Source organism: Rhodococcus sp. KBW08, from assembly GCF_003852455.1.
In the GTDB taxonomy this organism is placed as follows: domain Bacteria; phylum Actinomycetota; class Actinomycetes; order Mycobacteriales; family Mycobacteriaceae; genus Rhodococcus_F; species Rhodococcus_F baikonurensis.
The window spans coordinates 1-22,364 of sequence record NZ_QAJJ01000018.1 but is presented as its reverse complement, the minus strand read 5'-3'; the positions used below and the strand labels follow the sequence as shown (position 1 = coordinate 22,364).

The following is a 22,364-nucleotide window of genomic DNA, read 5'->3' as shown; positions in this document are numbered from 1 at the left end:
CCTCATCGAACGTAGTGGAGGTCGGCAGTCATCCCGGCCTCGAAGTGGTACGCGTTGTGACAATGGAACATCCACCGTCCTGGATTGTCGGCGTCGAAGTCGATCGCCAATTGTGTACGCGGAAGCGAGATCACGGTGTCTCGGCGAAGCCCGCCGTACGAGGGAACCGAGAAGGTGTGCCCATGGGTGTGCATCGGGTGCCACATGTCGGTGTTGTTGTTCATGACGATTCGTATTCGCTCGCCTTGCTTCATGATCAACCGACCTGCGTCGGCGCCCGCCATTCCCCAGACGTATCGATCGCCGGCTTGAATGAGATCCACCGAATACTCACGATCCGGCACCTGATGCTCCAGCGCGCCGAACGGGCGAAGCACTGATTCCAGAAGGAGTCGGCCGCCGGAACCTGACAGCACTGCAGGAGAAGTCAGGTCGACGCTCGCGACCGAATCCGGTGTCCGAAGCAGGCACGCAGCGCCACCTGTCTTGCCTTCCACCTTCGCGGCTATGGGCCACGAACCAGACTGCACCGTCACCAATACGTCGTATCGCTGCGCGGGCGCGATCAGAATCTCGTCTCCGACCGCGTAGGAGACGTCCTGCCCGTCGGCACTGACAACGGTCAACTCGTGCCCGGCTACGGAGAATCGGTACGGAGTCTCGGCCCCGGCATTGATCACCCGCAGGCGGAGTCGCGTCCCGGCCGGCGCACTGACGACGAACGGATCTTCTGCCGGTCGTCCGTTGATCAGGTGCAATGGATAGGTGATGTGCGTTGCCATGCCGCCGAGCGCTGTCGAACTCCCGTGGCCGTCCTCGAGAAGTTGTGCAGCAGAATCGATCTCTGCTTCGTCGATTTCCGGCGGCGGCCCTCCGTGTCCGTGGTGTCCTCCCTGAACTTCCGGAGACAGTGCACGTAGAACTGCATCCGGGGTTGTTCCCAGCCCGTCCAGCCAGTCGTCGATCACGATGACGACATCTTCGTCGGCTCCGGTCCGGTCGTTCGGGTCCTCGACCACGAGTGCACCGAAGAGCCCTCGATCAGCCTGCAACCCCGAATGGGAGTGATACCAGTAGGTTCCGTGGTCGGGAGCCACGAAGTCGTAGGTGAACTCGGCACCTGGTTGGATTCGTTCCTGGGTGATCGGCGGGACACCGTCCATGTCGTTGCGGATCGCAATGCCGTGCCAGTGCACTGACGTCTCCGACGAAAGGTCGTTCTGCAACCGCAGGTTCAGCCGGTCTCCCTTGGAGATTCGGATCTCCGGGCCAACTGCTTCTGCTCCGTACGACCACGTGTCGACGTGTCTGCCGCCCAGATTCACCCGAGCCGGTGCGGCTGTCAGATTCCGCTCAACTGTACGTCCGCTACGAAACCGCGATTGCTCGGCAGCACGAACTTCATCGTCGAACGGCGAAATTTCGGAACTGACTTCATTCGCCGCACCACGGCTGCACGCACTCAGCGCCACAGAGCCCAGTGCCGCAGATCCGAACGTCACAGCTCCCCATCTCAGCGCCAAGCGCCGACTCAACGCACTTGAACTCATGCCGTCAGCGCCGTGAATTCCTGATAGCGTTTCGCAGCAACAGATTCGGTACCGGTGCCGGCCAGATTGCCGCCAGCCATGGCATCCATGTCCTCGATCATCCAGAAGGTGGCAAAGGGGTGAGTAGCGAGCCACATGTCCCCGTTGACCTTGGCCACCCGGTTCGCCTGCGCCGCCGAAAGACTCGAGAACCCGGGGACGCTGGCAACCTTGCCGAATTCGTACACGCCCTCGTCGAAGACGGCAACGATCCGAGCGTCCTGCGCCGGAATCGCCTCATCGGACAGGGGTGCATACGGTAGGCCTCCCGCGGCATTCGCTCGCTGCGATTCGGGACGCCCGAACCCGCTCTCCGCCAACAGCAACGAGGGCGGTGCTTGCTCGGTGGTGGTGGCAAGAATGCCAGAGCTGCTCATCAGCACCGACACGGTGTTCGCTTCGCCACGGGAGCGAGCAGAGACGTCAGAGATCTTGCCCTCCAAAGCGCCTGTCAACTTGTCGGCAACCGACTGACGATCGAAGGCCCGACCGAAGAAGGCAAGATTCTCACGCCACGGAGTGGTCACGGCAGGGACCGGCACTGTGGGAACCGTCGACGCGATGGAGTCGTAGTAGCTCCGATCGCCCATCGACGTGAAGATGACCAGTCCCGGATCCTGGGCGAGGACCTGCTCGATCGGCGGCGCACCGAGCGGCGGCACCGTGACCACCTCGGTACCTGCCGAGGCCAGGATGTCCTGGCCGATCTCCGATCCCCAGGACGTGAAGACCACGTCGGGCGTGATGCCGACGGCAAGGAGACCGAGTGCGGCGTATTCGTCCAAGGAAACGATTCGCCCGAGGTCGTCCGGAACCGACGTCTCACCGAATTCGTGGGTCACGGCATGCGTTCCCTCGGCAAGTTCCGTCGTCTGTCCCGCCTCACTCGAGCTACAGGCGGCCGCAGTCAGGGCAACGACACTGACCAGCAGCGAAGCACCCAGCTTCGATAGATAACCGGGTCGCGTTTTCAACTTCATGGTGTCCTTCAGCTTCGAAAAATCGGGGGTTCGCTACAAATCGGAGCACTGCTCGGATTTGGCAAGTAAACCTCACCTAAGTTCATCCGTCAATCGGTTGCGCCCAGTGCATGCCCCGATCCGACGCCGCTAAGCTCGGTCGGACCATGACTGCGCCATCACCTGACAAGAAGCCCACCGCGACATCACAGCGCCGCCGGAGCTACAACACCGGGATCACTGCGGACGCCGTGCTGACCGTGGCACTCGGGCTCAGTCGCGAGCACGGAGTCGAGGGGTGGTCGCTGCGGCAGTTGCTCGGCGAACTCGATACGTCGTTCTCCGTCGTCTATCGACTCGTCGGAGATCGCGATGCGCTCTCGGCGGCGGTGGTCGACAGTGCGATTTCGGCCGTGAGCGTGCCGTCCGCAGAGAGAGATTGGCGCCAATGGCTGACACATCTGCTCGTGCAAATGCGAGAAGCGCTGGTCGAGTGTCCGGGTGCAGCGCAGTGGCTGTTGATGAACGGCGTTGCCACCGAGCGCAGCCGGGAACTCATGGAGGCCGGATTGGCATCGCTGACCGACGCCGGGTTCGGAGCGGAAGCCGCCCAGGCTTACACCGTCGCCTTCACCTCGACGACCACACTGATAGCCATGCACGACGCCCGGCGCATTCCCAGCGGGGAGCCTTCACCCGATCACGGCGCAATGCTGGATCAGCTGAGCAAGGACGGGCCCACCGATCCGCGTTCATCGATGGAGGCACTCATCGGGAAATTCGCCGGCCCACCGGATACTGCGGAAGCGACACGGGCAGAACACTATCGCTACACCCTCGACCGTGTCCTCGACGGCCTCGAGGCGCGGCTGGACGCAATCAAAGAGTCGCGGAAATGACCCGAGGGGCCGCTGTCGCACGTGTGCGGCAGCGGCCCCTCGAATGATCTGGATTCTGGGTACGACTAACGGAACAGGTTCGCGACGAACGGAATCGTGTCAGCCTGCGATTCGACCAAGGCGCCGCTGTGATCGGTGTTGTAGGTCTTGAACGTGACCGGCTCACCATTGGCGACCAAGGCTGCAACCAGCGAAAGCGCCGACGGCGCAGGGACATCCACGTCGAGCAGTCCCTGCCCGATGAAGATGGGGCGATCGTATCCGCTCGTCGGCACACCCATGTAATCGTTCAACAGACCCTGGAAGTTCGAGATCTGACTGAGCGGGCGGGAGAAGATGTCACCGAGGACCAGATCCTTGGATGCCTCGTCCAGGTCTGCGGCGCAGAGCTTTTCGGCCGAGTCGACCTTTTCCCGTCCCAGTTCGTTGAGATACGAGTCCAGGTCGATCTCGGGGTGCGCTTCCCGCAGGCCCGCGAGGATGTAGAGCGCGTACGAGGTCAATCCGCCACCGAGTGCGATGGGCGGGAAGCCCGGACCTGCAGGCAGGAGGGTCAACTCGATGTTGGCCGGCACTCCGGTGCCCACGCCGCCGCGGTAGTCGAGCGAATCCCCTCCGTACTCGGTGGCGTAGCGGGCCGTCGTGATGGCCGCACCGCCGCCCTGCGACTGCCCGACCACCGCCCAACGATTCGAGATGGAGGAGTCGATAACCCGGGCTGCCTTGACCGAGTCGACTACGCTGTGCGCCTCCACCTTTCCGTCGAGGTACGGCATCAGCCCTGGTGTTCCCAGTCCGACGTAGTCGGTGGCGACGACGGCGTAGCCCTCCGAGAGCCAGCGTCCCAGGTACGGGTAGTCACGTTCGGGCAGGCCGGGACCCACCAGCGAAGGGGCACAGGAATCGTCGAGTCCGGTGGTGCCGTGCGCCCACGCGATGACGGGCCAACCGCCTTCCGGAGCGGGACCGGCCGGGACGTAGTACGCGCCACTGCTGAGCGCGGGTCCGCCATTGGAACCGATGGTCCAGTACGTGAACCGCTTGGCGTCGGCGGTACCCGGAATCCACAGATCTTTCGGCAGCGGCTCACTGGACACCACCGTGCCCGTGGCCTGCGACGCACTCGGCGCCTGCGCGGACGCGACGGGCGCGGCCACTGCGGAGCCGATGGTTGCAGCGCAGAGCGCAGCGATGGATATGCGGGCAAACGATTTCGACTGGAATTTCACGTCTGACGACTCCGGTTCTTGCGGTGGGCGACCTCGTTGGACGTTATCGTAGATTTTGTTTAACCGATCGGTCAAGCAAAATCTTGCGGCTCGACAACACGAACATGTCGAGATCCCGGCCCCGACTCCGACCTAGCATCGAACCGGCACGAAACAACCGCAGGAGGATGGATCCATGGCACACGTACAGCGTTTCGACCACATCGGCATCACCGTCGCGAACCTCGAATCGGCAACGGCGTTCTTCGTCGGACTGGGGCTCGAACTGGAGGGCACCGGATCCGTGGAGGGTGAGTTCGTGGAAACCGTCTGCGGCATCCCTGGAGCCAAGTGTGAAATCGCGATGCTGCGCCCTCCTGGCGAAGGGTCACGGCTGGAGCTCTCGTCCTTCGTCACGCCCGACCACGTGCCCGGATCACCTGCTCCGATGGCCAACGAGATCGGGCTGCGCAATGTTTCCTTCGAGGTAGGCGACCTGCAGGCGGCGGTCGACGCGGTGGCTGCGGACGGTTACAGGCTCATCGGCGGGATCGGCGAGTACGAGAACAGTGTGCGCATGGCCTACGTCCGAGGACCGGAAGGGATCATCGTGTCTCTGTTCGAGCAGATCGGCTGAGGCGTCACGACTACCGGACCGTCAAATCGCCTTCCAGGAGCTGACCAGAGCGCCCATCGCAGCCGCGAATTCGGCAAATGCCGCGTCAATTCTGACGCGGTCACCGGTGGTCACGAGATCGAGCGTCAACCCCCGAATCTGCGCCAACACGATCGTCGCGTAACGATCAGCGCGATCGGGCGGACATCCATGTGCGAGCGCAGCTTCCGTCAAACCACCCAACCAGTCCCCCACCACATGATCGAGAAACTCGCGATACCGCTCCGGATGCAGCAACGCCTGTCCGTAGATCTCGAACATCAACCGAAAGTTCGGCAACGATTCCGCTGACGTACGCCGATTCCAGTAACTCGTCATCATCTCGACGATGTCGGTCCCGGAAGAGATGTCGAGAGAAGAGCTGTCTCGCAGGGTGGCGACTACTTCAGTTAGCAGTTGTTCCTTCGAACCGAAATGATGGATGAGTGTCGCATGGCTGATCCCCAGGTCCTTGGCCAACGGCCGCATGGACAGTTCACCGACGCCGTTCGCCGTGACGTACGCGGTTACCTGCTCGAGCAATTCGGCACGGCGATGCTGGTAACGCAGTTTCCGGCCGTCGATCGGCGTGCTGTCCTCCACCTGCAGGAGCCTACGGAGGATGGGAAACACAGCAGCACTGGGTCACACGGTGACGTGGTGGCGATCCGATCGACTGATCGTGACAGCGGCGACGACAACACCGATCACCACGCCGATCAACGTGTCCGCGACGCGAGCCACTGCCGCTTCGGTCCCGATCGGAGCGCTGAAACCGATGAGGAGGAGTGCCATCGGGGTGACGGCCAGCGACGTCAGCGCATAGTTCTTGATCACGAGCAGCTCCGCAGCAGTCTGCAGAATCACGACCACGGCAACGGCTTGCCAGTAACCGAGCGTCAGCGCAATGAGCCCGGCAGCGACGACGGCGCCACCGACATTTCCCACCAACCGCTGAATCCCGCGCTGGACGGTCTGCTTGTAGTTCAGTCCCTGCATCGCGGCGATGGCACCCATCGACGCCCACAGCGGATGCTCCAGCCCGGCTCCCGCTGCGAGCCAACCAGCCAGGGCCGACGCTGCCACGATGCGGAGAGCATTCATTCGGACCGGGCGCGAATAGAGCCGATTCAGTCCCTCGAGGAAATAGCCTTCGGGCGCGGCCAGGGTTCGTGCCGGCGCAAGGTCGTGTTCGATCATGCTGGAGCGCTTGAGCTTCCGCAGCTCCTTCTCGTGCCGAGCGATGCTGCGAATCAGGGTGGCGTCGCCGTGCAACTGCCACTGCTGTACTGCCGCTTCTGCCTCGTCGAGCACCGCGACCAATTCGCGGCCGTGATCGACGGTCGACTTGATCCGGCCACTCGACGCTATGACCAAGCGGGCGTTGGCAATCGATCCGAGCGCCGGTTCCACTCCGCCTGTGCCGGACTGTTCGAGACGCCCCACCGCAGAGACTGCACGGGCCACGGCCAGGCGCGCAGGGCCCATCGGCAAGACGAGCGCTGGGAGCATCGCGGCCACCCAACCGACCAGAACTCCGAGCGCACCGGCAGTCACCAGTCTCGCCAGATCATCGACACTGGAGGCATATCCGGCTGCGCCGGTCGCCGCGAAGACGAGGATGACCGGCCCTGGTCCGGTGATCCGGAAGCCCGACATGAAGCAGTACGACGCACCGGCCAGCAGCGAGAGGATGCCGATCTGCAACCAGGTCGGAACGCCCACAACACCCATGGCGCCGCCGAAAGCGATGGAAACCACCAATGCGGCACCGACCATCGCCAGCTTGCCGGCCAACCGGGGATACGGCTCGTACCTACCGAAGGCGGCACACAGCGCACCCAAGGCCGCGAAGCCGGCCAACTCCCGATGCCCGAGCAGTCCGCCGACCACGAGCACTACGGCGGTGGCGAGTCCGACCCTGATCGCGGGCGCGATGGTCGCGTCCGCGGACCCGATGCGAAAAGCCGCTCGCCACGTCGCCCCGGAGACGGTGTGTGCAATGGCCTCACTCGAATGAGTGAGACGGCTGGGCATCCTGGCTGCGGTTTCGGTTCGGGTCACCGAACCAGCATACATTTATTTCACTAGTAAATTACTTGTGAAGTAATGTGAATTCTGTCGCTAAGATGGGTCCATGGGCGTGGCAAACAGATCCGAAGACGACTTCATCGACAGAGTCCGTCGCGAATGGAAGCGCGCCTACCCCGACTTCGACACCGCCCCCGTCGAGGTGATGGGCCGGATCGCCCGCATCAACGCGCAGTCTCTTCACCAACTCGACCGCGCACTGGCGTCCAGCGGGGTCTCTCGCGCCGAATTCGACGTGATGAGCGCGCTCGCTCGCAGCGACCGTCCCCTGCGGGCGAGCGAAGTCACCGCCGTCACGATGGTCAGCGGCGCCGCCACCACAAAACATGCGGATCGCCTGGCCAAACTGGGCTACGTCGAGCGTCAGCGTTTCGAACACGACGGGCGAGTGGTTCTGCTTCAACTCACCGATGCCGGCCGAGCCTTGGTCGAGGCAGAGTTTCCCCGACGCGTCGAGCGAGACCGTCAAGTACTGACCGGACTCGACGAGGACGAACGTGCCCAGTTGACGGCACTGCTCAAAAGAATCTCGCTCAACATCGACTCGGGAATCTGGGACTGACCTACTTCGGCAGCGGTACGTTCTGCAAGCGCACCTGACCGCGCGCGACCTCTTTGCCCGATTCCGGATCGGTGATGACCACCGACCACAACTGCTGAACGCGGCCCTGCTGTATCGGCACAGCCACGACGTCCACGCGCCCACCCGTACGGGCCCGCAGGAAATCCGTTCCGTTGTGCACGCCGACGGCGAATTCGCCACGATCTGCCACTGCAGTGCTGGCCCCGATGCTCGCGGCCGACTCGACAGCAGTCGTGTAAACGCCGCCGTGGACTACACCCCACGGCGTGTGATGCGCCTCGGACAGATCGATGTGCCCGACGACCTTCGTGCCGGAGACCTCGTCCAGTTGCAATCCGGCAGCGCTGACAAATCCGCTTGCTGCCTCGAGATTCAATTCCGTCATGACGACCCCTCATCTGCTCCGTTGGATTTCTCGACCCACCTTCCGCCCTCGAATACATGCCGTCAAGTGCTAAGTTGGAATTCCCAACCAACTTTTTCGACAAACAGGGGACCCAGAGACGATGGCGACAAGAGGACGCAACTGCTCCATCGCCAACGCCTTGGAGGTCGTCGGCGAGAAATGGTCACTTCTGGTGCTCAGAGAAATCGTCCTCGGGCGACGACGGTTCGACGAGATCGCCGCGGGCACGGGCGTCAGCCGCGACATCCTCGCCGCGCGTCTGCGGACCCTTGTCGACGCCGACGTCCTCACGAAGCGTCGCTACGAAGACCATCCACCACGCTACGAATACGTCGCCACCGAATCAGGGAAGGCGCTTTACCCGATCCTGATGGCACTCATGGAATGGGGAGACACCTTTGCGACGACGGGTCCGCCGCCAACCGTCGTCGAACATCGTTGCGGTGAGATCCTGCACGCCCAAGTTGTGTGTGCACACTGCCAAGAACCGCTGGCCGCCAGAGACGCGCACGTAGTCGAACTCTCGCCGCCTGCTCGATAGCGTCAGCGTCCGGGCGGAAACCCGCCTGTTGCGATCGGACCCCACGAGTCGACGGTGACGCGGATCAGGCTCTTGCCCTGCTTGCGCATGGCTTCGCGGTACTCGTCCCAGTCTGGATGATCACCGGCGATGGATCGGTAGTAGTCGACCAGCGGTTCCACCGAGTCCGGAAGGTCGATCAACTCCGCAGTTCCGTTCACCTGGACGTACGGCCCGTTCCACTCGTCGGAGTGGATACACAGAGACACCGCCGGCGTACGGCGGACATTCGCCGCCTTGGCCCGTTCCGGGTACGTGGAGATAACGATCCGCCCCTCGTCGTCGACTCCACACGTCACCGGAGAGATCTGCAGCTCGCCCGATTTCTTCACCGTCACGAATGTGGCCCGATGGCGCGGCCTGACGAATTCGAGGAGTTCTGCAAACGACACACGATCTGCGCTGGCGATCTTGGACATGACCTCAGCCTAATTCGATTTACGAGCTGACGCTCAGGGCATCTCGATGGTCTGAGCACGCGCGATTTCGTCGATTGCACGAATGATGTACGCGCTCTGAGCTTTCTTCACTCCGGTCGACAAGCTCCCGATGACCAGAACCGCCGAACGCAGGTACGCGCCGTGCCCGATGCGGAACGAATCGTCCTCCAGATCCGAAATCCCGAGCGCCCCGGTATAGACCGCAGCGAGCGCCTGCACGTCCAGATCCGGCAGCCACACGATTGTGGACTTGGCGCAGGCAGTCAGTGCGTCCTGCACGTCCTCACTGGACAAGCCGTCGGGATGCGTGTCCTCGAGCAATTCGCGCACGATCGCCGCGTGAACCGAACTGACCTGCTCGAAAGAGAGCCCGCGCAGTTCTTCGACGGCACCGCGCAGTCCGTCACGATTTGCCGCCCGCACCGCGGCGAGTGCGTCGGCCGTGGCGTCGGCGATGTCACGGGCCACCTTCGGCCAATGCGTCGGCCAGCTCTGTTCGGGCGTCCGCTGTTCTGACGTCATCGTGATGTCTCCTCGGTCTTCGCGTTCACGCGGAAGCCTGCCACAGCCCACCGACAGGCGAGACGATCCTTCAGCGCAACCGATCCAACAGAGACATTGCGTTATGCGGCGCAAAGCCTTTCATGTCGTTGTCGAAGTAGACGTACACGTCGAGGCCCTCGTCCGCCCAGGCCTGAAAGCGCTTGGACCACTTGCTCAGAGCTTCGTCGGTGTACCCACTCGCATACAACTCTTTGTCCCCGTGCATCCGCACGTAGACGAAGTCGGTAGTCGGAGTGGTGATGCGGGGGTACCTGCCGGCGGTGTCAGCGACGACGAAACCGATGGAGTGCTCGCGCATCAGGTCGACGGCTTCGTCGGTTTCGAAACTGGCGTGCCGCGCCTCCACGGCGTAACGAATCGGCGCGTCCCTCTCCGTCTGAGCGAACACTCTGTCGTCGGTGAGCTTGTCGTCGTGCTGAGCTGCCAGATCGGCTGCAGCCTGCGTGGTGCGGGGAAGACCGTCGAAGAAGTCGACCAACCGCTGCGGTTCGAACTGCAGCGTCGGAGGTAGTTGCCACAGAATCGGCCCGAGCTTGGGTCCGAGGGCGAGTGTCCCGGCGGCGAAGAAATTGGCGAGTCCGTCACGGGCGTCGAGCAGCCGTTTCATATGCGTGATGTACCGGCCGCCCTTGATCGCGAACACGAAATTTTCGGGAGTTTCACTGCGCCATTTGGTGTAGCTTTCCGGCTTCTGCAGCGCATAGAACGAGCCGTTGATCTCGATCGACGTCAATCTCTCTGCGGCATAAGACAATTCTTTGCGGTGAGCAAGACCTTTCGGATAGAAATCTCCGCGCCACGCGGGATACGTCCACCCGGAGATACCTACCCGAATATCTGCCATCGCCTCAGACTAAGCGGCAGTCGAGAGTTTTTACACTCCCGCGCTGAGCGCCACGGATACCGGTACGACGGTCAGGCACACCACCGCGGCGACGAACAACGCGATCACGAGGCGACGGTCCCACTTTCCGCGTGCACCACTGGCAGCCAGCATGAAGATCACAAAACCTACACACACGGACACGATAGTCACGATCACCGGAGTTCCAACCATGCCGTGATTGTCCCCTACCCATTGCCACCGAGCGCCCTACGGGTACACGATCGAAGTACCCATCCCGAGCTAGGAGTGGAAATGCCGAAATACCTCTGGCAAGTGACGTACTCACCCTCCGGCGCCGCCGGCCTACAGCAGGAGGGAGGCACTGCACGGCGCGACGCGATAACCCGAATGGTCGAAAGCATCGGCGGCACAGTCGAATCCTGCCACTTCGCACTGGGCGGTCACGACATGTTCGTGATCGGCAACCTGCCGGACGATGTCGCAGCCGCCGCATTGAGCATCCGCACAGCTGCAGCAGGTGCAGCACGCTCGGAGTCGATCACACTACTCACGCCGGAGCAGATCGACGAGGCAGTCAAGCGACCGACCGACTACCGAGCGCCGGGCAAATGACGGCGGAAGGAATAGATCCCGGCAGCGGCCGAGTTGCACCCGCTGTGACGGAGACTACGCAAACACCTGACCTGGGCACCTACGGAATCTGGCGCGGAGCGGCTGGTTTGCCGCCCGAGCTGGGAACCGCGATCGAGAAACTCGGTTTCGGCACCATCTGGATCGGCGGCTCACCGCGGGCCGATCTACGAATCGCCGAGAAACTTCTCGACGCGACCGAGCACATCACCGTGGCGACAGGAATCGTCAACATCTGGTCCTCGCCTGCGGCTGAGGTGGCGGAGTCCTATCACCGACTCGAAGCCGCACATCCGGGGCGATTCCTCCTCGGTGTTGGTGTCGGACATCCGGAGGCGACCGGCGACTACACCAAGCCGTACGCCTCGCTGGTGTCGTACCTCGACGAACTCGACGCGGCCCAGGTCCCGGAATCGCGGCGCGTCCTCGCCGCACTGGGGCCGAAGGTGTTGAAACTGTCCGCAGATCGCGCCGCCGGCGCGCATCCGTACCTGACCACCCCCGAACACACGGCCGAAGCTCGCGAAATCCTCGGACCCTCGAAGATCCTGGCCCCGGAGCACAAGGTTGTTCTGGAAACCGATCCGGAGAAGGCCAGAGCAATCGGTCGCCCCGCCGTTGCCAATCCGTATCTGTACCTACGCAACTACACGAGCAATCTCGAGCGCCTCGGTTTTGCACCCGAAGAGTTGGCGAACGAGGGAAACGATCGCGTCATCGACGCTCTGGTTGCGCGCGGTACCGCGAAGTCCATCGCGGATCGGTTACGCGAGCATGTCGCAGCGGGCGCCGATCACGTTGCGATCCAAGCACTTCCCGCCGAGGGTGATCCACTTGCGACCTACGAAGCACTGGCCGCCGAACTTTTCGGCTGACGGGAAACCCTTGACTTGGATAAGTCATGTCCGAGTATACTTGGACACGACTTATCCAAGTAAAGGAGAAAATCATGAAAATCGTCATTTTCGGAAGCGGACTCATCGGAAGCCAGGTCGCCGCCAAACTCGCTGACGCCGGGCACGACGTGAAGGCACTCGGTCGCGGCGACGGGATCGACATCACCACCGGCGCAGGTATCGCCGAGGCAGTCGAGGGGGCCGACGTCGTCGTGGATCTGACCAATTCCCCTTCGTGGTCGGACGAAGACGTCTTGGCCTTCTTCCGTGACGGAACCAGCCATATCCTCGCTGCGGAAGAGAAGGCGGGAGTCGGTCACCACGTCATCCTGTCCATCGTCGGCGCCGATCGACTGCCCGATTCCGGGTACATGCGAGCCAAGGTCGCCCAGGAAGACCTGGTCAAGGCCGGCCCGACCCCCTACACGATCGTCCGCTCCACCCAATTCTTCGAGTTCGTCGCCGGAATCGCCGACGCCGGAACCACTGACGGCACGGTCCATGCGACGCCGGCACATCTGCAACCCATTGCGTCGCGGGACGTCGTTTCTCACGTCGCCGAGGTAGTGACCGGTGCGCCGCGTAACGGCACGGTCGAGATCGCCGGGCCCGAACCGCTGGGTATCGACGAACTGGTCCGGCGACTGTTCCTCGTCACCGGCGACAAGCGTTCGGTGATCTCCGATCCCGAGGCCGGCTACTTCGGCGCGAAACTCGACAACTCGGCACTCACCCCGACACCCGGCGCCGATGCATGGATTGCGCCGACAACGTACGACGCGTGGCTTGCCGAGAAGGCCTGACATCGACTGCTGAACCGATGTCCGACCCGCACCACTTTCCGCGGCGTCGATAGAGTCCAATCATGAAGCTTTCCGGAGGCGTGGAGTGGTCACTCCACTGCTGTGTGGTTCTCAGCCAGGCCGAGGGGCCGGTACCCACAGCCAGACTCGCCGAACTTCACGGGGTGTCGAAGACATACCTGGCGAAGCATCTGCGAGCGCTCGCGCACGCCGGTCTGGTCAATCCGACCGAGGGCCGTGACGGCGGGTACGTCCTCACCCGAGCTCCCGAGAAGATCACCGTTCTCGACGTCGTGCAGGCCGTCGACGGCACCGAACCTGCTTTCCGGTGCACGGAGATTCGACAGCAAGGAATCCTCGCCGCCCCACCGGAACAGTGCCGTTCCGCCTGCGGAATTGCCAAAGTGATGGCCGACGCCGAAAAAGCCTGGCGCGCATCGCTGTCAGGGGTCACTATTGCAGATCTTGCTGCAACCCTGGATCTTCCGGCCCTCAGAAAGATCCTGACCGCGCCGATCACGCCCTAGCAGTCCTCACCTCACGAGGCATCAATCCATCGTTCAACTATCGGGTACCTTGTTCGGGGATCAAATCTTGACGAAGAATCTTCCGGGAATTTTCGCAAGATCTCGGAGGGGGTTTCATGGGAGTCAGTGGCACTGCGGGGTTGGGGCAGAACATTCGTCAAACAACTGGACTGTTGAGTCGCTGGTGGTCTCTTGCCTACGACGGCGAATGGTTCCCGAGGTTCCTGGCTGCTCGATCGATGTTGGGGACAGCCAGGGTGGTCGTCACCTTCTGGTGTGCTGTGTTCGTGGCACTCGCCGTACTGGCTCAATTCGTGAAGGGCGGCGCAACCGAACTCCCTGAACGGCTCGCGGCGGGCACAGCATGCATGATCGCGCTCTACTGCATGGTTCGTTGGTCACTCGGACGATCCTGGCCGAGCCACCGCCAATCCGTTCGATTCATTGCGCTCACCAACATCTGTTTGTCCTTGATACTGCTCGCCGGAATCCATGCGAGTTTCCTGGCATTGACCGGCGCCGTTCTGTTCGTGGTCGTCGCGAACTATTCGTCGGTATTCCACAGCCCCCGGATAGTCACTGCACAGATCATCGGCGCGCTGTTCGTCGTTGCCCTACTGACAATTCGAGCTGTAACCGATCCGGATACCGACTCTTCGCTGTCGGTGTCCACCGGATTCGTCATCGGGTGTGTCATCGCCTCAGCCGCGATGACCGTGCATTTCCTCGTCTTGTACTTGACCGACGATGCACGACACTCTTGGCGCGATCCACTCACCGCTGCTCTGAACCGACGTGGGCTGCACAACGTCTGGCAACAGCTGTTCGGTGTCGGCGAACTCCAGGGACACGTTGTTCTCGCGGTGGTGATCGACGTCGATTCGTTCAAGAGCGTCAACGACAAACTCGGTCACGCAGAGGGTGATCGAATGCTGGTGACAGTGGGCCGACGACTGAACTCGGCCGTCGGAGAGACCGGACTGGTCGCGCGGACCGGCGGCGACGAGTTCGTGATTCTCATGCCTGTCGAGCCACGTCGCATCGAACAAACCGTGGTCGACATCCACAACTCGATCTCGAAGCCTGCCGGCAGACAGACGATCTCGGTGAGTGTCGGAGCCAGCGTGTGGCTGTCCTCGACAATCCCGGACGCGTCCGGAACCATCGATCGAATACTTGCCGACGCCGACAACGCGATGTATCGAGCCAAGCGGCGAGGTGGGGACCAAGTAGCCTGGGCGGTAACGCATCTGAGCTGAATCGGCACGTTTACCTGCCGATCGAAATCAACGCGCCGCTTCGCTGTCGTTCGCCGGATCCAATTGATCCTGGGTTGCCGCCCAACTCGCCAGGAGTTTGAGTGCATCAGCCGTGGGCGTCCCGGGCGCGGCGGTGTAGACCAGCAGTGTCAGACCGGGATTGGACGGCAGTTCCATCGCCTCGAAGTTCAGCTCCAGGTCGCCGACGACGGGGTGACGAACCTTCTTGAAACCCGTCCGATGAAAGCGCACATTGTGTTTCGCCCACCGGGTACGGAATACCTCACTCCGAGTGGCAAGTTCACCGATGAGCTCGGTCAGCGCCTTGTCGTGGGGGTTGCGCCCCGCTTCCGAGCGGAGCATCGCGGCGATGTCGTCTGCCGCGCGCTCCCAATCTACGAAGAAGTCCTGCGACGCCGGGTCCAGGTACACGAAGCGGGCGTTGTTCGCCGGCCTACGCGGATCAGCCAAGACTGGCGAATACAACGCGCGCGCCATGCGATTGGCCGCCAGCATGTCGTGCCTGGCATTGCGTACCCACGCCGGCGCGTCCGTGATGGCGTCGAGTATCTGCTGAATCGCCGGGCTCACGCCCTTGGGGGCGGGCCGCTTTCTACTCGGCGCGCCTGCACTGGCGGCTTTCGCGAGGTCGTACAAATGGGCAGTTTCGGCTTCGTCGAGTTGCAATGCTCGAGAAAGGCTTTCGAGCACCGAGTCCGATGCTCCCGCCAGATTTCCGCGTTCCATGCGCACGTAGTAGTCGATGCTCACACCGGCGAGCAGAGCGACTTCCTCACGGCGCAACCCCTTGACGCGGCGGTTTCCTCCGTAGGCCGGCAGCCCTGCCTGCTCGGGTGTGATGCGAGCACGACGGGAGCTGAGGAATTCGCGAATCTCGGCTCGGTTGTCCATGCAGTTCACGTTACTCGAGCGGCGATGGCCGAGGGAGGTACTGCCGTTACCTGGAACAACAGACACTCCCGCGCCCGCGAGGCGCGGCGTTGACTGATTGCAGTCGACCGGTTCACGCAGAAACGTCGACTTCTACGCACGCGACACCAGAAGCAAGAGGGGACACCATGCGAGCAACCATCATGTACGGCGCCGGAGACGTTCGAGTCGAGACCGTGCCCGATCCGGTACTGCAGCAGCCGACGGACGCGATCGTGCGGGTCGTCAGGGCCTGCGTTTGCGGCTCTGACCTGCACCCTTACCACAACATGCCGGTGACGCCCGGTGGTTCCCCGATGGGCCACGAATTCGTCGGAGTAGTGGAAGAGACCGGTCGCGAGGTGTCCACGTTGAAGAAGGGCGACTTCGTCATCGCACCCTTCGCCTGGTCGGACGGAACATGCGACTTCTGCCGCGAAGGCTTGCAGACCTCCTGCCGACACGGCGGATTCTGGGCCGGAAACGGGATCGGAGGCGGTCAGGCGGAGGCCATCCGAGTGCCGTTGGCAGACGGCACCCTGGTCAAGGCGCCGGTCGGTGAGGATTCCGAACTCCTGCCATCACTGCTGACGCTCTCCGACGTCTTCGGCACCGGCTATCACGCGGCGGTCAAGGGTGGCGTCAACGAACGCACGACGGTCACAGTTATCGGCGATGGAGCAGTGGGGCTGATGGCAGTACTCTCCGCCAAACGCCTCGGTGCCGAGCGCATCATCCTGATGGGGCGCCACAAGGCCCGTACGGACCTCGGTGTCGATTTCGGAGCCACCGATGTAGTTGCCGAACGTGGTGACGAGGGCATCGAGAAGGTCCGCGAACTGACCGGCGGCGACGGCACTCACGTCGTCCTCGAAGCGGTAGGCCACATGCCTGCCTACGAGCAGTCGCTCGGAGTTGTCCGACCGGGCGGCGTCATCAGCCGAGTCGGAGTACCCCAATACGAAGAAGCTCCAATCGGTTTCGGGTCGCTCTTCGGACCGAACATCACGCTCACCGGTGGACCGGCCCCGGTGCGCGCGTACATCGAAGAGCTGATGCCGGATGTACTCGACGGAAAGATCGAGCCGGGCAAGGTCTTCGACCGCACCGTCGGGCTCGACGACGTTGCGGAAGGCTACCGCGCCATGGATTCCCGTGAATCGTTGAAGGTCCTCGTCCGCCCGTAATCCACCATTTGCGAAGGTCCACCACTTGCGAAGAAGAAGCGCGTGACCCACACTGCCACCCGTCCCGTTGCCGGTCGCATCAATTCCACCGCGATCTTGGCGATCATTCTGATCAGCTATTTCATGATCCTGCTCGACAATTCGATCATCTTCACCGGGCTGCCCAGCATCCAAAGCAGCATGGGTTACTCGGCAACCGGGCTGTCCTGGGTCCAGGACGCCTACACCCTGGTCTTCGGCGGGCTTCTCCTGCTGGGTGCTCGTCTCGGGGACATCTTCGGCCGTCGTCGCGTATTCGTGGCCGGTCTCGCGATTTTCGCGATTGCGTCGTTTCTCGTCGGGGTCGCGTCGAACGGTTGGTGGCTCATCGCAGCGCGCGCTCTCCAAGGCGTCGGAGCCGCAGTGGTGGCCCCGGCGTCGCTGTCACTGCTGACGGCCAGCTTTCCGCCCGGCCCGGGGCGAACGCGTGCTGTTGCCTGGTACGGCGCTGCGGCGGGAATAGGCGCCAGCCTCGGACTCGTGATCGGCGGCGCCCTTGCCGACTGGGTGTCCTGGCGCGCGGGCTTTTTCATCAACGTTCCGATCGGCATCGCGATGATCGTGCTCGCTCCCCGGTTCATTCCGGAAACCCAGCCGAGCACCGGACGTTTCGATGTGGCCGGTGCTGTTCTCGCGACACTCGGCATGACCGCGCTCGTCTTCGGCATCGTCAACTCGGCCGACGCGGGGTGGACCTCACCGATCACTGTTTCGACGCTGGCGGCTGGGGCGATACTACTGATCCTGCTCTTCCTCAACGAAGCGAGAGCGGAGCAGCCGATCATGCCACTGCGGTTGTTCCGTAGCCGGGAGCGATCCGGCGCTTATGCCGCCCGAATGCTCTATCTGGGTGCCATGATCGGATTCTTCTACTTCACGACTCAGCTACTCCAAGGCGACATGGGCTTCAGCGCGTTCCAAGCAGGCATCGCGTTCTTCCCGATGACGATCGTCAATTTTGCTGTGGCGATGCTTATTCCGCGGCTGACACCGCGATTCGGAAATTCCACAATTCTGTCGGTTGGCATTGCCGTCACCCTAACCGGGATGGCGTGGCTCAGTCTGGTCCATCCCGGCAGCACGTACCTCACGGCGATAGCACTTCCGATGATCTTGATCGGCGCCGGTCAGGGGTTGGCTTTCGCCCCACTGACTTCTGCCGGGATCTCCGGGGTAGAGGCCGAGGATGCCGGTGCCGCATCAGGATTGGTCAACACTGCACACCAACTGGGCAGCGCTCTCGGACTCGGCGTACTCGTCGCGGTCTCGTCAGGAGCCGGACCCTCTGCCGACAACGCTGCAACGGCACTCACCGATCACGTGTCAACGGCTCTCACTGCAGGAACCGCCCTGCTCGCCGCTTGTCTCGTCATCGCCCTCGCAATGATCGTCCCGTCCACGAGAACGCGAAGTACCACAAAGCAATTCGAACCGGAGAAGGGAATTCGAGATGGCGCACTCGTGAACCGAGGCTGAACTGATCACGATCGGCGGCGCCGAGGAATCGCAGATCTCCTCGCACCGCCGCGACGGCACCGCAAGGCCATACATCACGATTTGGGTTGTCCATGCCGAGAACCAACTGTACGTTCACTCGGCCTACGGATTCCGCTGACGCAGAACTGAACCGCCCCTATCGATTCCGAGGAGAACTCATGGAAATCTTGAAGCCCCAGCCCACCAGCAAGGCACCCGGCGACTGGTTCACCGGCGACGTCTGGTGGGACGTCATCTATGCCGGTCACGAGCCGTCGAGGATGCGCGCCAACATGGTTCGCTTTGCACCGTGTGCTCGAACCGACTGGCATTCCCACACCCTCGGACAGACCCTTCACATCGTCTCCGGGACCGCGCTGGTTCAAGCTCGCGGCGGCGAGATCGTCGAACTACACCCGGGTGAGACCGTCTATACCCCGGCAGGAGAGGAACACTGGCACGGCGCGGCACCCGACCGTTTCATGAGCCACCTTGCACTGTGGGAAGGACCCGGCGACGGAAGCACCGAAACGACATGGGGCGACAAAGTCACCGACGAGGAATACAACGGTCCCCGCGCCAATCGCCGCTGAGACCGGATACCCCTCAGATACGTCGCATCACGGAAACGACCTTGCCCAGGATGGCCGCGCGATCGCCGTCGATGACGCTGTATGCGGGATTGCGGGGTTCGAGGTACACGTGTCCGTCGCGGCGCCGGAGCACCTTCACGGTGGCCTCGCCGTCGATCATCGCGGCGACGATCTCGCCGGAGTGGGCCTCGTCCTGGCGGCGCACCACGACGACGTCGCCGTCGCAGATAGCTGCGTCGACCATCGACTCACCACGCACCCGAAGTCCGAACACCGTGCCGGAACCGACGAGCTCGCGAGGAAGCGCCAGCACCTCGTCGGTGTGCTCCTCCGCGAGGATCGGCGCGCCGGCGGCAATGTCACCGACCACCGGAACCGTCACGGTGTTCGACGACGACTGTTCCTTCGCGCCTGCGAGGAACGGCCGCACGTCCAACTGCCGAGCCATGGCTGCTCCCCTACGGAGGAAGCCCTTCTCTTCGAGACTCTTGAGGTGCTTGGACACCGTCGACGTCGAGCGCAGACCAACCGCGTCTCCGATCTGCCGCGTGCTCGGCGTGCACCCGTTGGCAGCCACGAGGTCCCGGATGGTCATCAGGATCTGCTGCTGGCGGAGCGGCAGGGAGGAGGCGTCGAGGCCACCGAACATGTCGAGATCGTCGTAATCGGTCACGACGAGAATCGTAGTGAGGGGTCCCGACATCCAGCCGGAGACTGCCAGAAACGGCACAAGCAGTTTGTTTATCGCGCAGCACATGGCACGCTGGGTTGATGGAGCCCCTCGAACCGATGCGCCCAGTGAGCGTCACCGAGGAGACTCATACCTCGACGCCGATCTGGAAGTCGGCGCCGGTCACTCTGGGAACGGTGGGCGTATTTGCCTATGCCTTGATGTCCACGAGAACCGGCGTCGTCGAAGTTGCACTTGGCGCGGTGATCGCGATCGCCGGCGCCGCCCTCTACTTCATTTCAGTAATGCGCACGATCAGAGAAAACTCGGACAGCCGCGTACCCCTGCTCGGAACCCCACCCGTCTCGCCCCGTGACGTCGACCTGCTCGCCGGGGCCGGGATGCCCTTGATCATGGGCGGATCGTTGCTGGCCATACGAGCAGCGGGATGGACCTGGCCCTACCTCTACCTCGGACTGCTGGCCGTGATCATGGTCGCTGCCTATGTTCTGCCCGTCGTGATGCACAACCGACGATTGCGGAAGCGAACTCACCGATCACGAACCCCGTGACGCGATCGGGTGCGCCGACGCAACATCGCCAGCCCATTCGCCGACGTTCGAGTGGTGCGACCGACTCGCCTCAGTGAAGTCGGCTAGGCACTGACAACCTTGCTGACAGGTTCGACCGGAATGTCGACCTTGCTGAACTGCAGCACACCGTCTTCGATCTCGGCGTCGTGCATCAGCTTGCGGTCGCGGTAGTAATTGTTGACCACTTTCCACGCACCGCGGGCACCCTGACGCGGCATTTCTCCGTCGCCGCGCTGGATGTAGCCCGAGGTCAGAGCTCCGCCCATGAGAGATTCTTCGGCGAAGTCCTCAGGTTCGGCGTGAACCTCGAAAGTCGTGTAGTCGCGCTTACGCATGATTTCGAGTACGCGGCACAGATAGGACGCGGCCAGATCGGCCTTGAGCGTCCAGGATGCGTTGGTGTATCCGAGAATCATCAGGAAGTTCGGGATGTCGGAGTAGAGAACACTCTTGTAGGCGACTGTCTCGTTGAGCTTGACCGGCTCGCCGTCGATGCTCATGGTCGCCCCGCCCAGGATCTGTACGTTCAACCCCGTCGCCGAGACGATGATGTCGGCCTCGAGTTCGCGGCCCGACTCGGTTACGATGCCCTTCTCGGTGAAAGTCGCGATACGGTCCGTGACGATGTCGGCCTTGCCGCTCTTGAGCACCTTGAACAGGTCCCCGTTGGGAACCACGCACAGGCGCTGATCCCACGGGTTGTAGTTGGGGGTGAAGTGACGCAGGTCCACGTTCTTGCCGAGTTGCAAGCGGATCTGGGTGAGGAACAGCTTCTTGGCCAGCTTCGGATTGGTACGTGAGAGCTGAAAGCTGGCGCGTTGCAGTGCGATATTGCGGGCTCGACCGATCTTGTAAGCAATCTGGTCGGGAACGCGTGCGAGCTTGAGACCCTTGGCAACAGGGTCCTCGGACGGTAGCGCCTGGATCCACGTGGGCGAGCGCTGCAGCATGGTGACGTGGCCGGCCGTGGGAGCCATCGACGGGATCAGTGTGATCGCGGTGGCACCGGACCCGATCACCACTACCTTCTTGCCGCTGTAATCGAGATCTTCCGGCCAGTGCTGCGGGTGCACGATCTGACCGCGGAAATCGTCCTCACCGGGGAAGGTGGGGCGGTAACCCTTGTCGTAGTTGTAGTAACCACAGGCGCCGACGAGGACGTTCGCGGTCCACGTCTCGGTCGCACCCGTCGCCTCGATCAAGACGGTCACGGTCCACTGAGCCCTCGCGCGATCGAAGTCCATGGCCACGACCTTGCGGCCGAAGTTGATGTGGTCGGTGACGCCGTATTCCTTCGCGGTTTCCTCGACGTAGTCACGAATACTGGCGCCGTCCGCGAGCACCTTGGTGCCGATCCACGGACGGAAACCGAATCCGAAGGTGAGCATGTCGGAGTCCGAACGGATGCCGGGGTACTTGAACAGGTCCCAGGTGCCACCGATGTTCTCGCGGCGCTCGAGGATCGCGTAAGTGCTTCCGGTCTGCTCACGAATGAGGTGGCAAGCCGCGCCGATTCCGGACAAGCCAGCGCCGATGATCAGTACGTCGACATGCTGTGTCATGAGGAAACTCGTTTCGTAGGTCGTCGCGAAGCTACATCTGGCGTCGGCAGTGGCCGAGAATTATCAACCGGTCCAGGCCGGATTCCCTAAGGCCAGCGCCAATCAACAGGGTATGTGCAACCGACGGTAACAGTCAATATCTCGACCAGACTCGAGACAGAACGTCACGGATGGCGGCGCGCCGGCCGCATTGCAATTCGATCGAGACGGCTGAACGCCTCACGCCACCGAGGTGTCGTTCACACCGCCGACGAAATGCCCGACGGTTCGCCTACTCGAGATAGCCATCCCGAAACATTCATCGCTCCAACATAATTCGAGAACCAAACGTGCGAGCTTCTCCAGGCGGACGGGCAACCGAGATATCGCCGTTACCCT

27 protein-coding genes are annotated in these 22,364 nt (G+C 62.6%); 14 read left to right on the top strand and 13 right to left on the bottom strand.

Translation table 11 applies throughout. From position 1 onward, the window contains the following. Positions 1-2: 2 nt before the first annotated feature. Positions 3-1,550, bottom strand: a complete 1,548-nt coding sequence (locus DBV08_RS23805) for a multicopper oxidase family protein (protein ID WP_124569084.1) — start codon at positions 1,548-1,550, stop codon at positions 3-5. After that, positions 1,547-2,569 carry an ABC transporter substrate-binding protein gene (locus DBV08_RS23800; protein WP_124569083.1) on the bottom strand — a complete coding sequence of 341 codons (1,023 nt, stop codon included), beginning with the start codon at positions 2,567-2,569 and terminating at the stop codon, positions 1,547-1,549. Before DBV08_RS23800 ends, DBV08_RS23805 begins: the two co-directional genes overlap by 4 nt. A 146-nt stretch (positions 2,570-2,715) precedes the next feature. On the opposite strand from DBV08_RS23800, the gene DBV08_RS23795 reads away from it, so the two are divergent. Then, positions 2,716-3,447: a TetR/AcrR family transcriptional regulator gene (locus tag DBV08_RS23795; protein WP_124569082.1), complete on the top strand. Its 732-nt coding sequence runs from the start codon at positions 2,716-2,718 to the stop codon at positions 3,445-3,447. A 65-nt stretch (positions 3,448-3,512) separates the two neighbouring features. Here DBV08_RS23795 and DBV08_RS23790 read toward each other — a convergent pair whose 3' ends face one another. Continuing rightward, the gene (locus DBV08_RS23790; RefSeq protein WP_124569081.1) at positions 3,513-4,676 is read right to left on the bottom strand and encodes a lipase family protein; all 1,164 of its coding nucleotides are present in this window, start codon (positions 4,674-4,676) and stop codon (positions 3,513-3,515) included. A 175-nt stretch (positions 4,677-4,851) separates the two neighbouring features. Between DBV08_RS23790 and DBV08_RS23785 the strand changes: the two genes are divergently transcribed. Further along, positions 4,852-5,292, top strand: a complete 441-nt coding sequence (locus DBV08_RS23785; RefSeq protein WP_124569080.1) for a VOC family protein — start codon at positions 4,852-4,854, stop codon at positions 5,290-5,292. 21 nt (positions 5,293-5,313) lie between these two features. On the opposite strand, the gene DBV08_RS23780 is transcribed toward DBV08_RS23785, so the two are convergent. Both DBV08_RS23780 and DBV08_RS23775 read right to left on the bottom strand, forming a co-directional pair. Further along, positions 5,314-5,913, bottom strand: a complete 600-nt coding sequence (locus tag DBV08_RS23780) for a TetR/AcrR family transcriptional regulator (RefSeq protein WP_124569079.1) — start codon at positions 5,911-5,913, stop codon at positions 5,314-5,316. 42 nt (positions 5,914-5,955) lie between these two features. Next, complete coding sequence (locus tag DBV08_RS23775) at positions 5,956-7,389, bottom strand: FUSC family protein (RefSeq protein WP_124569078.1); 1,434 nt, start codon at positions 7,387-7,389, stop codon at positions 5,956-5,958. Between the two features lie 58 nt (positions 7,390-7,447). Between DBV08_RS23775 and DBV08_RS23770 the strand changes: the two genes are divergently transcribed. Then, positions 7,448-7,963, top strand: a complete 516-nt coding sequence (locus DBV08_RS23770; RefSeq protein WP_095972017.1) for a MarR family winged helix-turn-helix transcriptional regulator — start codon at positions 7,448-7,450, stop codon at positions 7,961-7,963. A 1-nt stretch (position 7,964) separates the two neighbouring features. On the opposite strand, the gene DBV08_RS23765 is transcribed toward DBV08_RS23770, so the two are convergent. Then, entirely contained in the window at positions 7,965-8,369 is a 405-nt protein-coding gene (locus DBV08_RS23765) for a PaaI family thioesterase (RefSeq protein WP_019745591.1), read from the bottom strand. Positions 8,370-8,490: 121 nt separating this feature from the next. Between DBV08_RS23765 and DBV08_RS23760 the strand changes: the two genes are divergently transcribed. Further along, positions 8,491-8,931, top strand: a complete 441-nt coding sequence (locus DBV08_RS23760) for a helix-turn-helix domain-containing protein (protein ID WP_124569077.1) — start codon at positions 8,491-8,493, stop codon at positions 8,929-8,931. Between the two features lie 2 nt (positions 8,932-8,933). Here the strand turns inward: DBV08_RS23760 and DBV08_RS23755 are convergent, their stop codons facing one another. The 4 genes from DBV08_RS23755 to DBV08_RS23740 form a co-directional block, all read right to left on the bottom strand. Then, positions 8,934-9,389, bottom strand: coding sequence for a PPOX class F420-dependent oxidoreductase (locus DBV08_RS23755; protein ID WP_030536493.1), 456 nt, complete (start codon positions 9,387-9,389; stop codon positions 8,934-8,936). Between the two features lie 33 nt (positions 9,390-9,422). Next, complete coding sequence (locus DBV08_RS23750) at positions 9,423-9,932, bottom strand: hypothetical protein (protein ID WP_124569076.1); 510 nt, start codon at positions 9,930-9,932, stop codon at positions 9,423-9,425. Between the two features lie 70 nt (positions 9,933-10,002). After that, a complete protein-coding gene (locus tag DBV08_RS23745; protein ID WP_124569075.1) occupies positions 10,003-10,818 on the bottom strand; it encodes a DUF72 domain-containing protein in 816 nt (271 codons plus the stop codon). A 30-nt stretch (positions 10,819-10,848) separates the two neighbouring features. Beyond that, a complete protein-coding gene (locus DBV08_RS23740; protein WP_095972013.1) occupies positions 10,849-11,031 on the bottom strand; it encodes a hypothetical protein in 183 nt (60 codons plus the stop codon). An 81-nt stretch (positions 11,032-11,112) separates the two neighbouring features. Here DBV08_RS23740 and DBV08_RS23735 point away from each other — a divergent pair, with 81 nt between their 5' ends. The 5 genes from DBV08_RS23735 (at position 11,113) to DBV08_RS23715 (ending at position 14,936) form a co-directional block, all read left to right on the top strand. Continuing rightward, positions 11,113-11,433 (top strand): GYD domain-containing protein, encoded by a 321-nt coding sequence (locus DBV08_RS23735; protein ID WP_007729728.1) that lies wholly within the window; start codon positions 11,113-11,115, stop codon positions 11,431-11,433. Between the two features lie 44 nt (positions 11,434-11,477). Continuing rightward, entirely contained in the window at positions 11,478-12,326 is an 849-nt protein-coding gene (locus DBV08_RS23730) for an LLM class F420-dependent oxidoreductase (protein WP_172436651.1), read from the top strand. Between the two features lie 74 nt (positions 12,327-12,400). Beyond that, the gene (locus DBV08_RS23725) at positions 12,401-13,150 is read left to right on the top strand and encodes an SDR family oxidoreductase (protein ID WP_124569074.1); all 750 of its coding nucleotides are present in this window, start codon (positions 12,401-12,403) and stop codon (positions 13,148-13,150) included. A 62-nt stretch (positions 13,151-13,212) separates the two neighbouring features. Then, entirely contained in the window at positions 13,213-13,677 is a 465-nt protein-coding gene (locus DBV08_RS23720) for an Rrf2 family transcriptional regulator (RefSeq protein WP_124569073.1), read from the top strand. A gap of 116 nt (positions 13,678-13,793) precedes the next feature. Further along, positions 13,794-14,936 carry a diguanylate cyclase gene (locus DBV08_RS23715; RefSeq protein ID WP_124569072.1) on the top strand — a complete coding sequence of 381 codons (1,143 nt, stop codon included), beginning with the start codon at positions 13,794-13,796 and terminating at the stop codon, positions 14,934-14,936. Between the two features lie 27 nt (positions 14,937-14,963). On the opposite strand, the gene DBV08_RS23710 is transcribed toward DBV08_RS23715, so the two are convergent. Continuing rightward, positions 14,964-15,848, bottom strand: coding sequence for a helix-turn-helix transcriptional regulator (locus DBV08_RS23710; RefSeq protein WP_124569071.1), 885 nt, complete (start codon positions 15,846-15,848; stop codon positions 14,964-14,966). A gap of 167 nt (positions 15,849-16,015) precedes the next feature. On the opposite strand from DBV08_RS23710, the gene DBV08_RS23705 reads away from it, so the two are divergent. From DBV08_RS23705 to DBV08_RS23690, 4 genes are read left to right on the top strand one after another with little or no spacing between them, the layout of a single operon-like run. Further along, complete coding sequence (locus DBV08_RS23705) at positions 16,016-17,053, top strand: zinc-dependent alcohol dehydrogenase family protein (protein WP_124569070.1); 1,038 nt, start codon at positions 16,016-16,018, stop codon at positions 17,051-17,053. Positions 17,054-17,095: 42 nt separating this feature from the next. Continuing rightward, positions 17,096-18,568 (top strand): MFS transporter, encoded by a 1,473-nt coding sequence (locus tag DBV08_RS23700; protein ID WP_124569069.1) that lies wholly within the window; start codon positions 17,096-17,098, stop codon positions 18,566-18,568. Between the two features lies 1 nt (position 18,569). Further along, positions 18,570-18,707, top strand: coding sequence for a DUF2255 family protein (locus tag DBV08_RS23695; RefSeq protein ID WP_095972115.1), 138 nt, complete (start codon positions 18,570-18,572; stop codon positions 18,705-18,707). Between the two features lie 40 nt (positions 18,708-18,747). After that, positions 18,748-19,161: a cupin domain-containing protein gene (locus DBV08_RS23690; RefSeq protein WP_124569068.1), complete on the top strand. Its 414-nt coding sequence runs from the start codon at positions 18,748-18,750 to the stop codon at positions 19,159-19,161. Positions 19,162-19,174: 13 nt separating this feature from the next. Here DBV08_RS23690 and lexA read toward each other — a convergent pair whose 3' ends face one another. Further along, a complete protein-coding gene (gene lexA, locus DBV08_RS23685) occupies positions 19,175-19,864 on the bottom strand; it encodes a transcriptional repressor LexA (RefSeq protein ID WP_185564890.1) in 690 nt (229 codons plus the stop codon). A 68-nt stretch (positions 19,865-19,932) separates the two neighbouring features. On the opposite strand from lexA, the gene DBV08_RS23680 reads away from it, so the two are divergent. Then, the gene (locus DBV08_RS23680) at positions 19,933-20,403 is read left to right on the top strand and encodes a hypothetical protein (RefSeq protein WP_124569067.1); all 471 of its coding nucleotides are present in this window, start codon (positions 19,933-19,935) and stop codon (positions 20,401-20,403) included. A gap of 83 nt (positions 20,404-20,486) precedes the next feature. Here DBV08_RS23680 and DBV08_RS23675 read toward each other — a convergent pair whose 3' ends face one another. Next, positions 20,487-21,986, bottom strand: a complete 1,500-nt coding sequence (locus DBV08_RS23675) for an NAD(P)/FAD-dependent oxidoreductase (protein ID WP_124569066.1) — start codon at positions 21,984-21,986, stop codon at positions 20,487-20,489. Between the last annotated feature and the right edge of the window lie 378 nt (positions 21,987-22,364).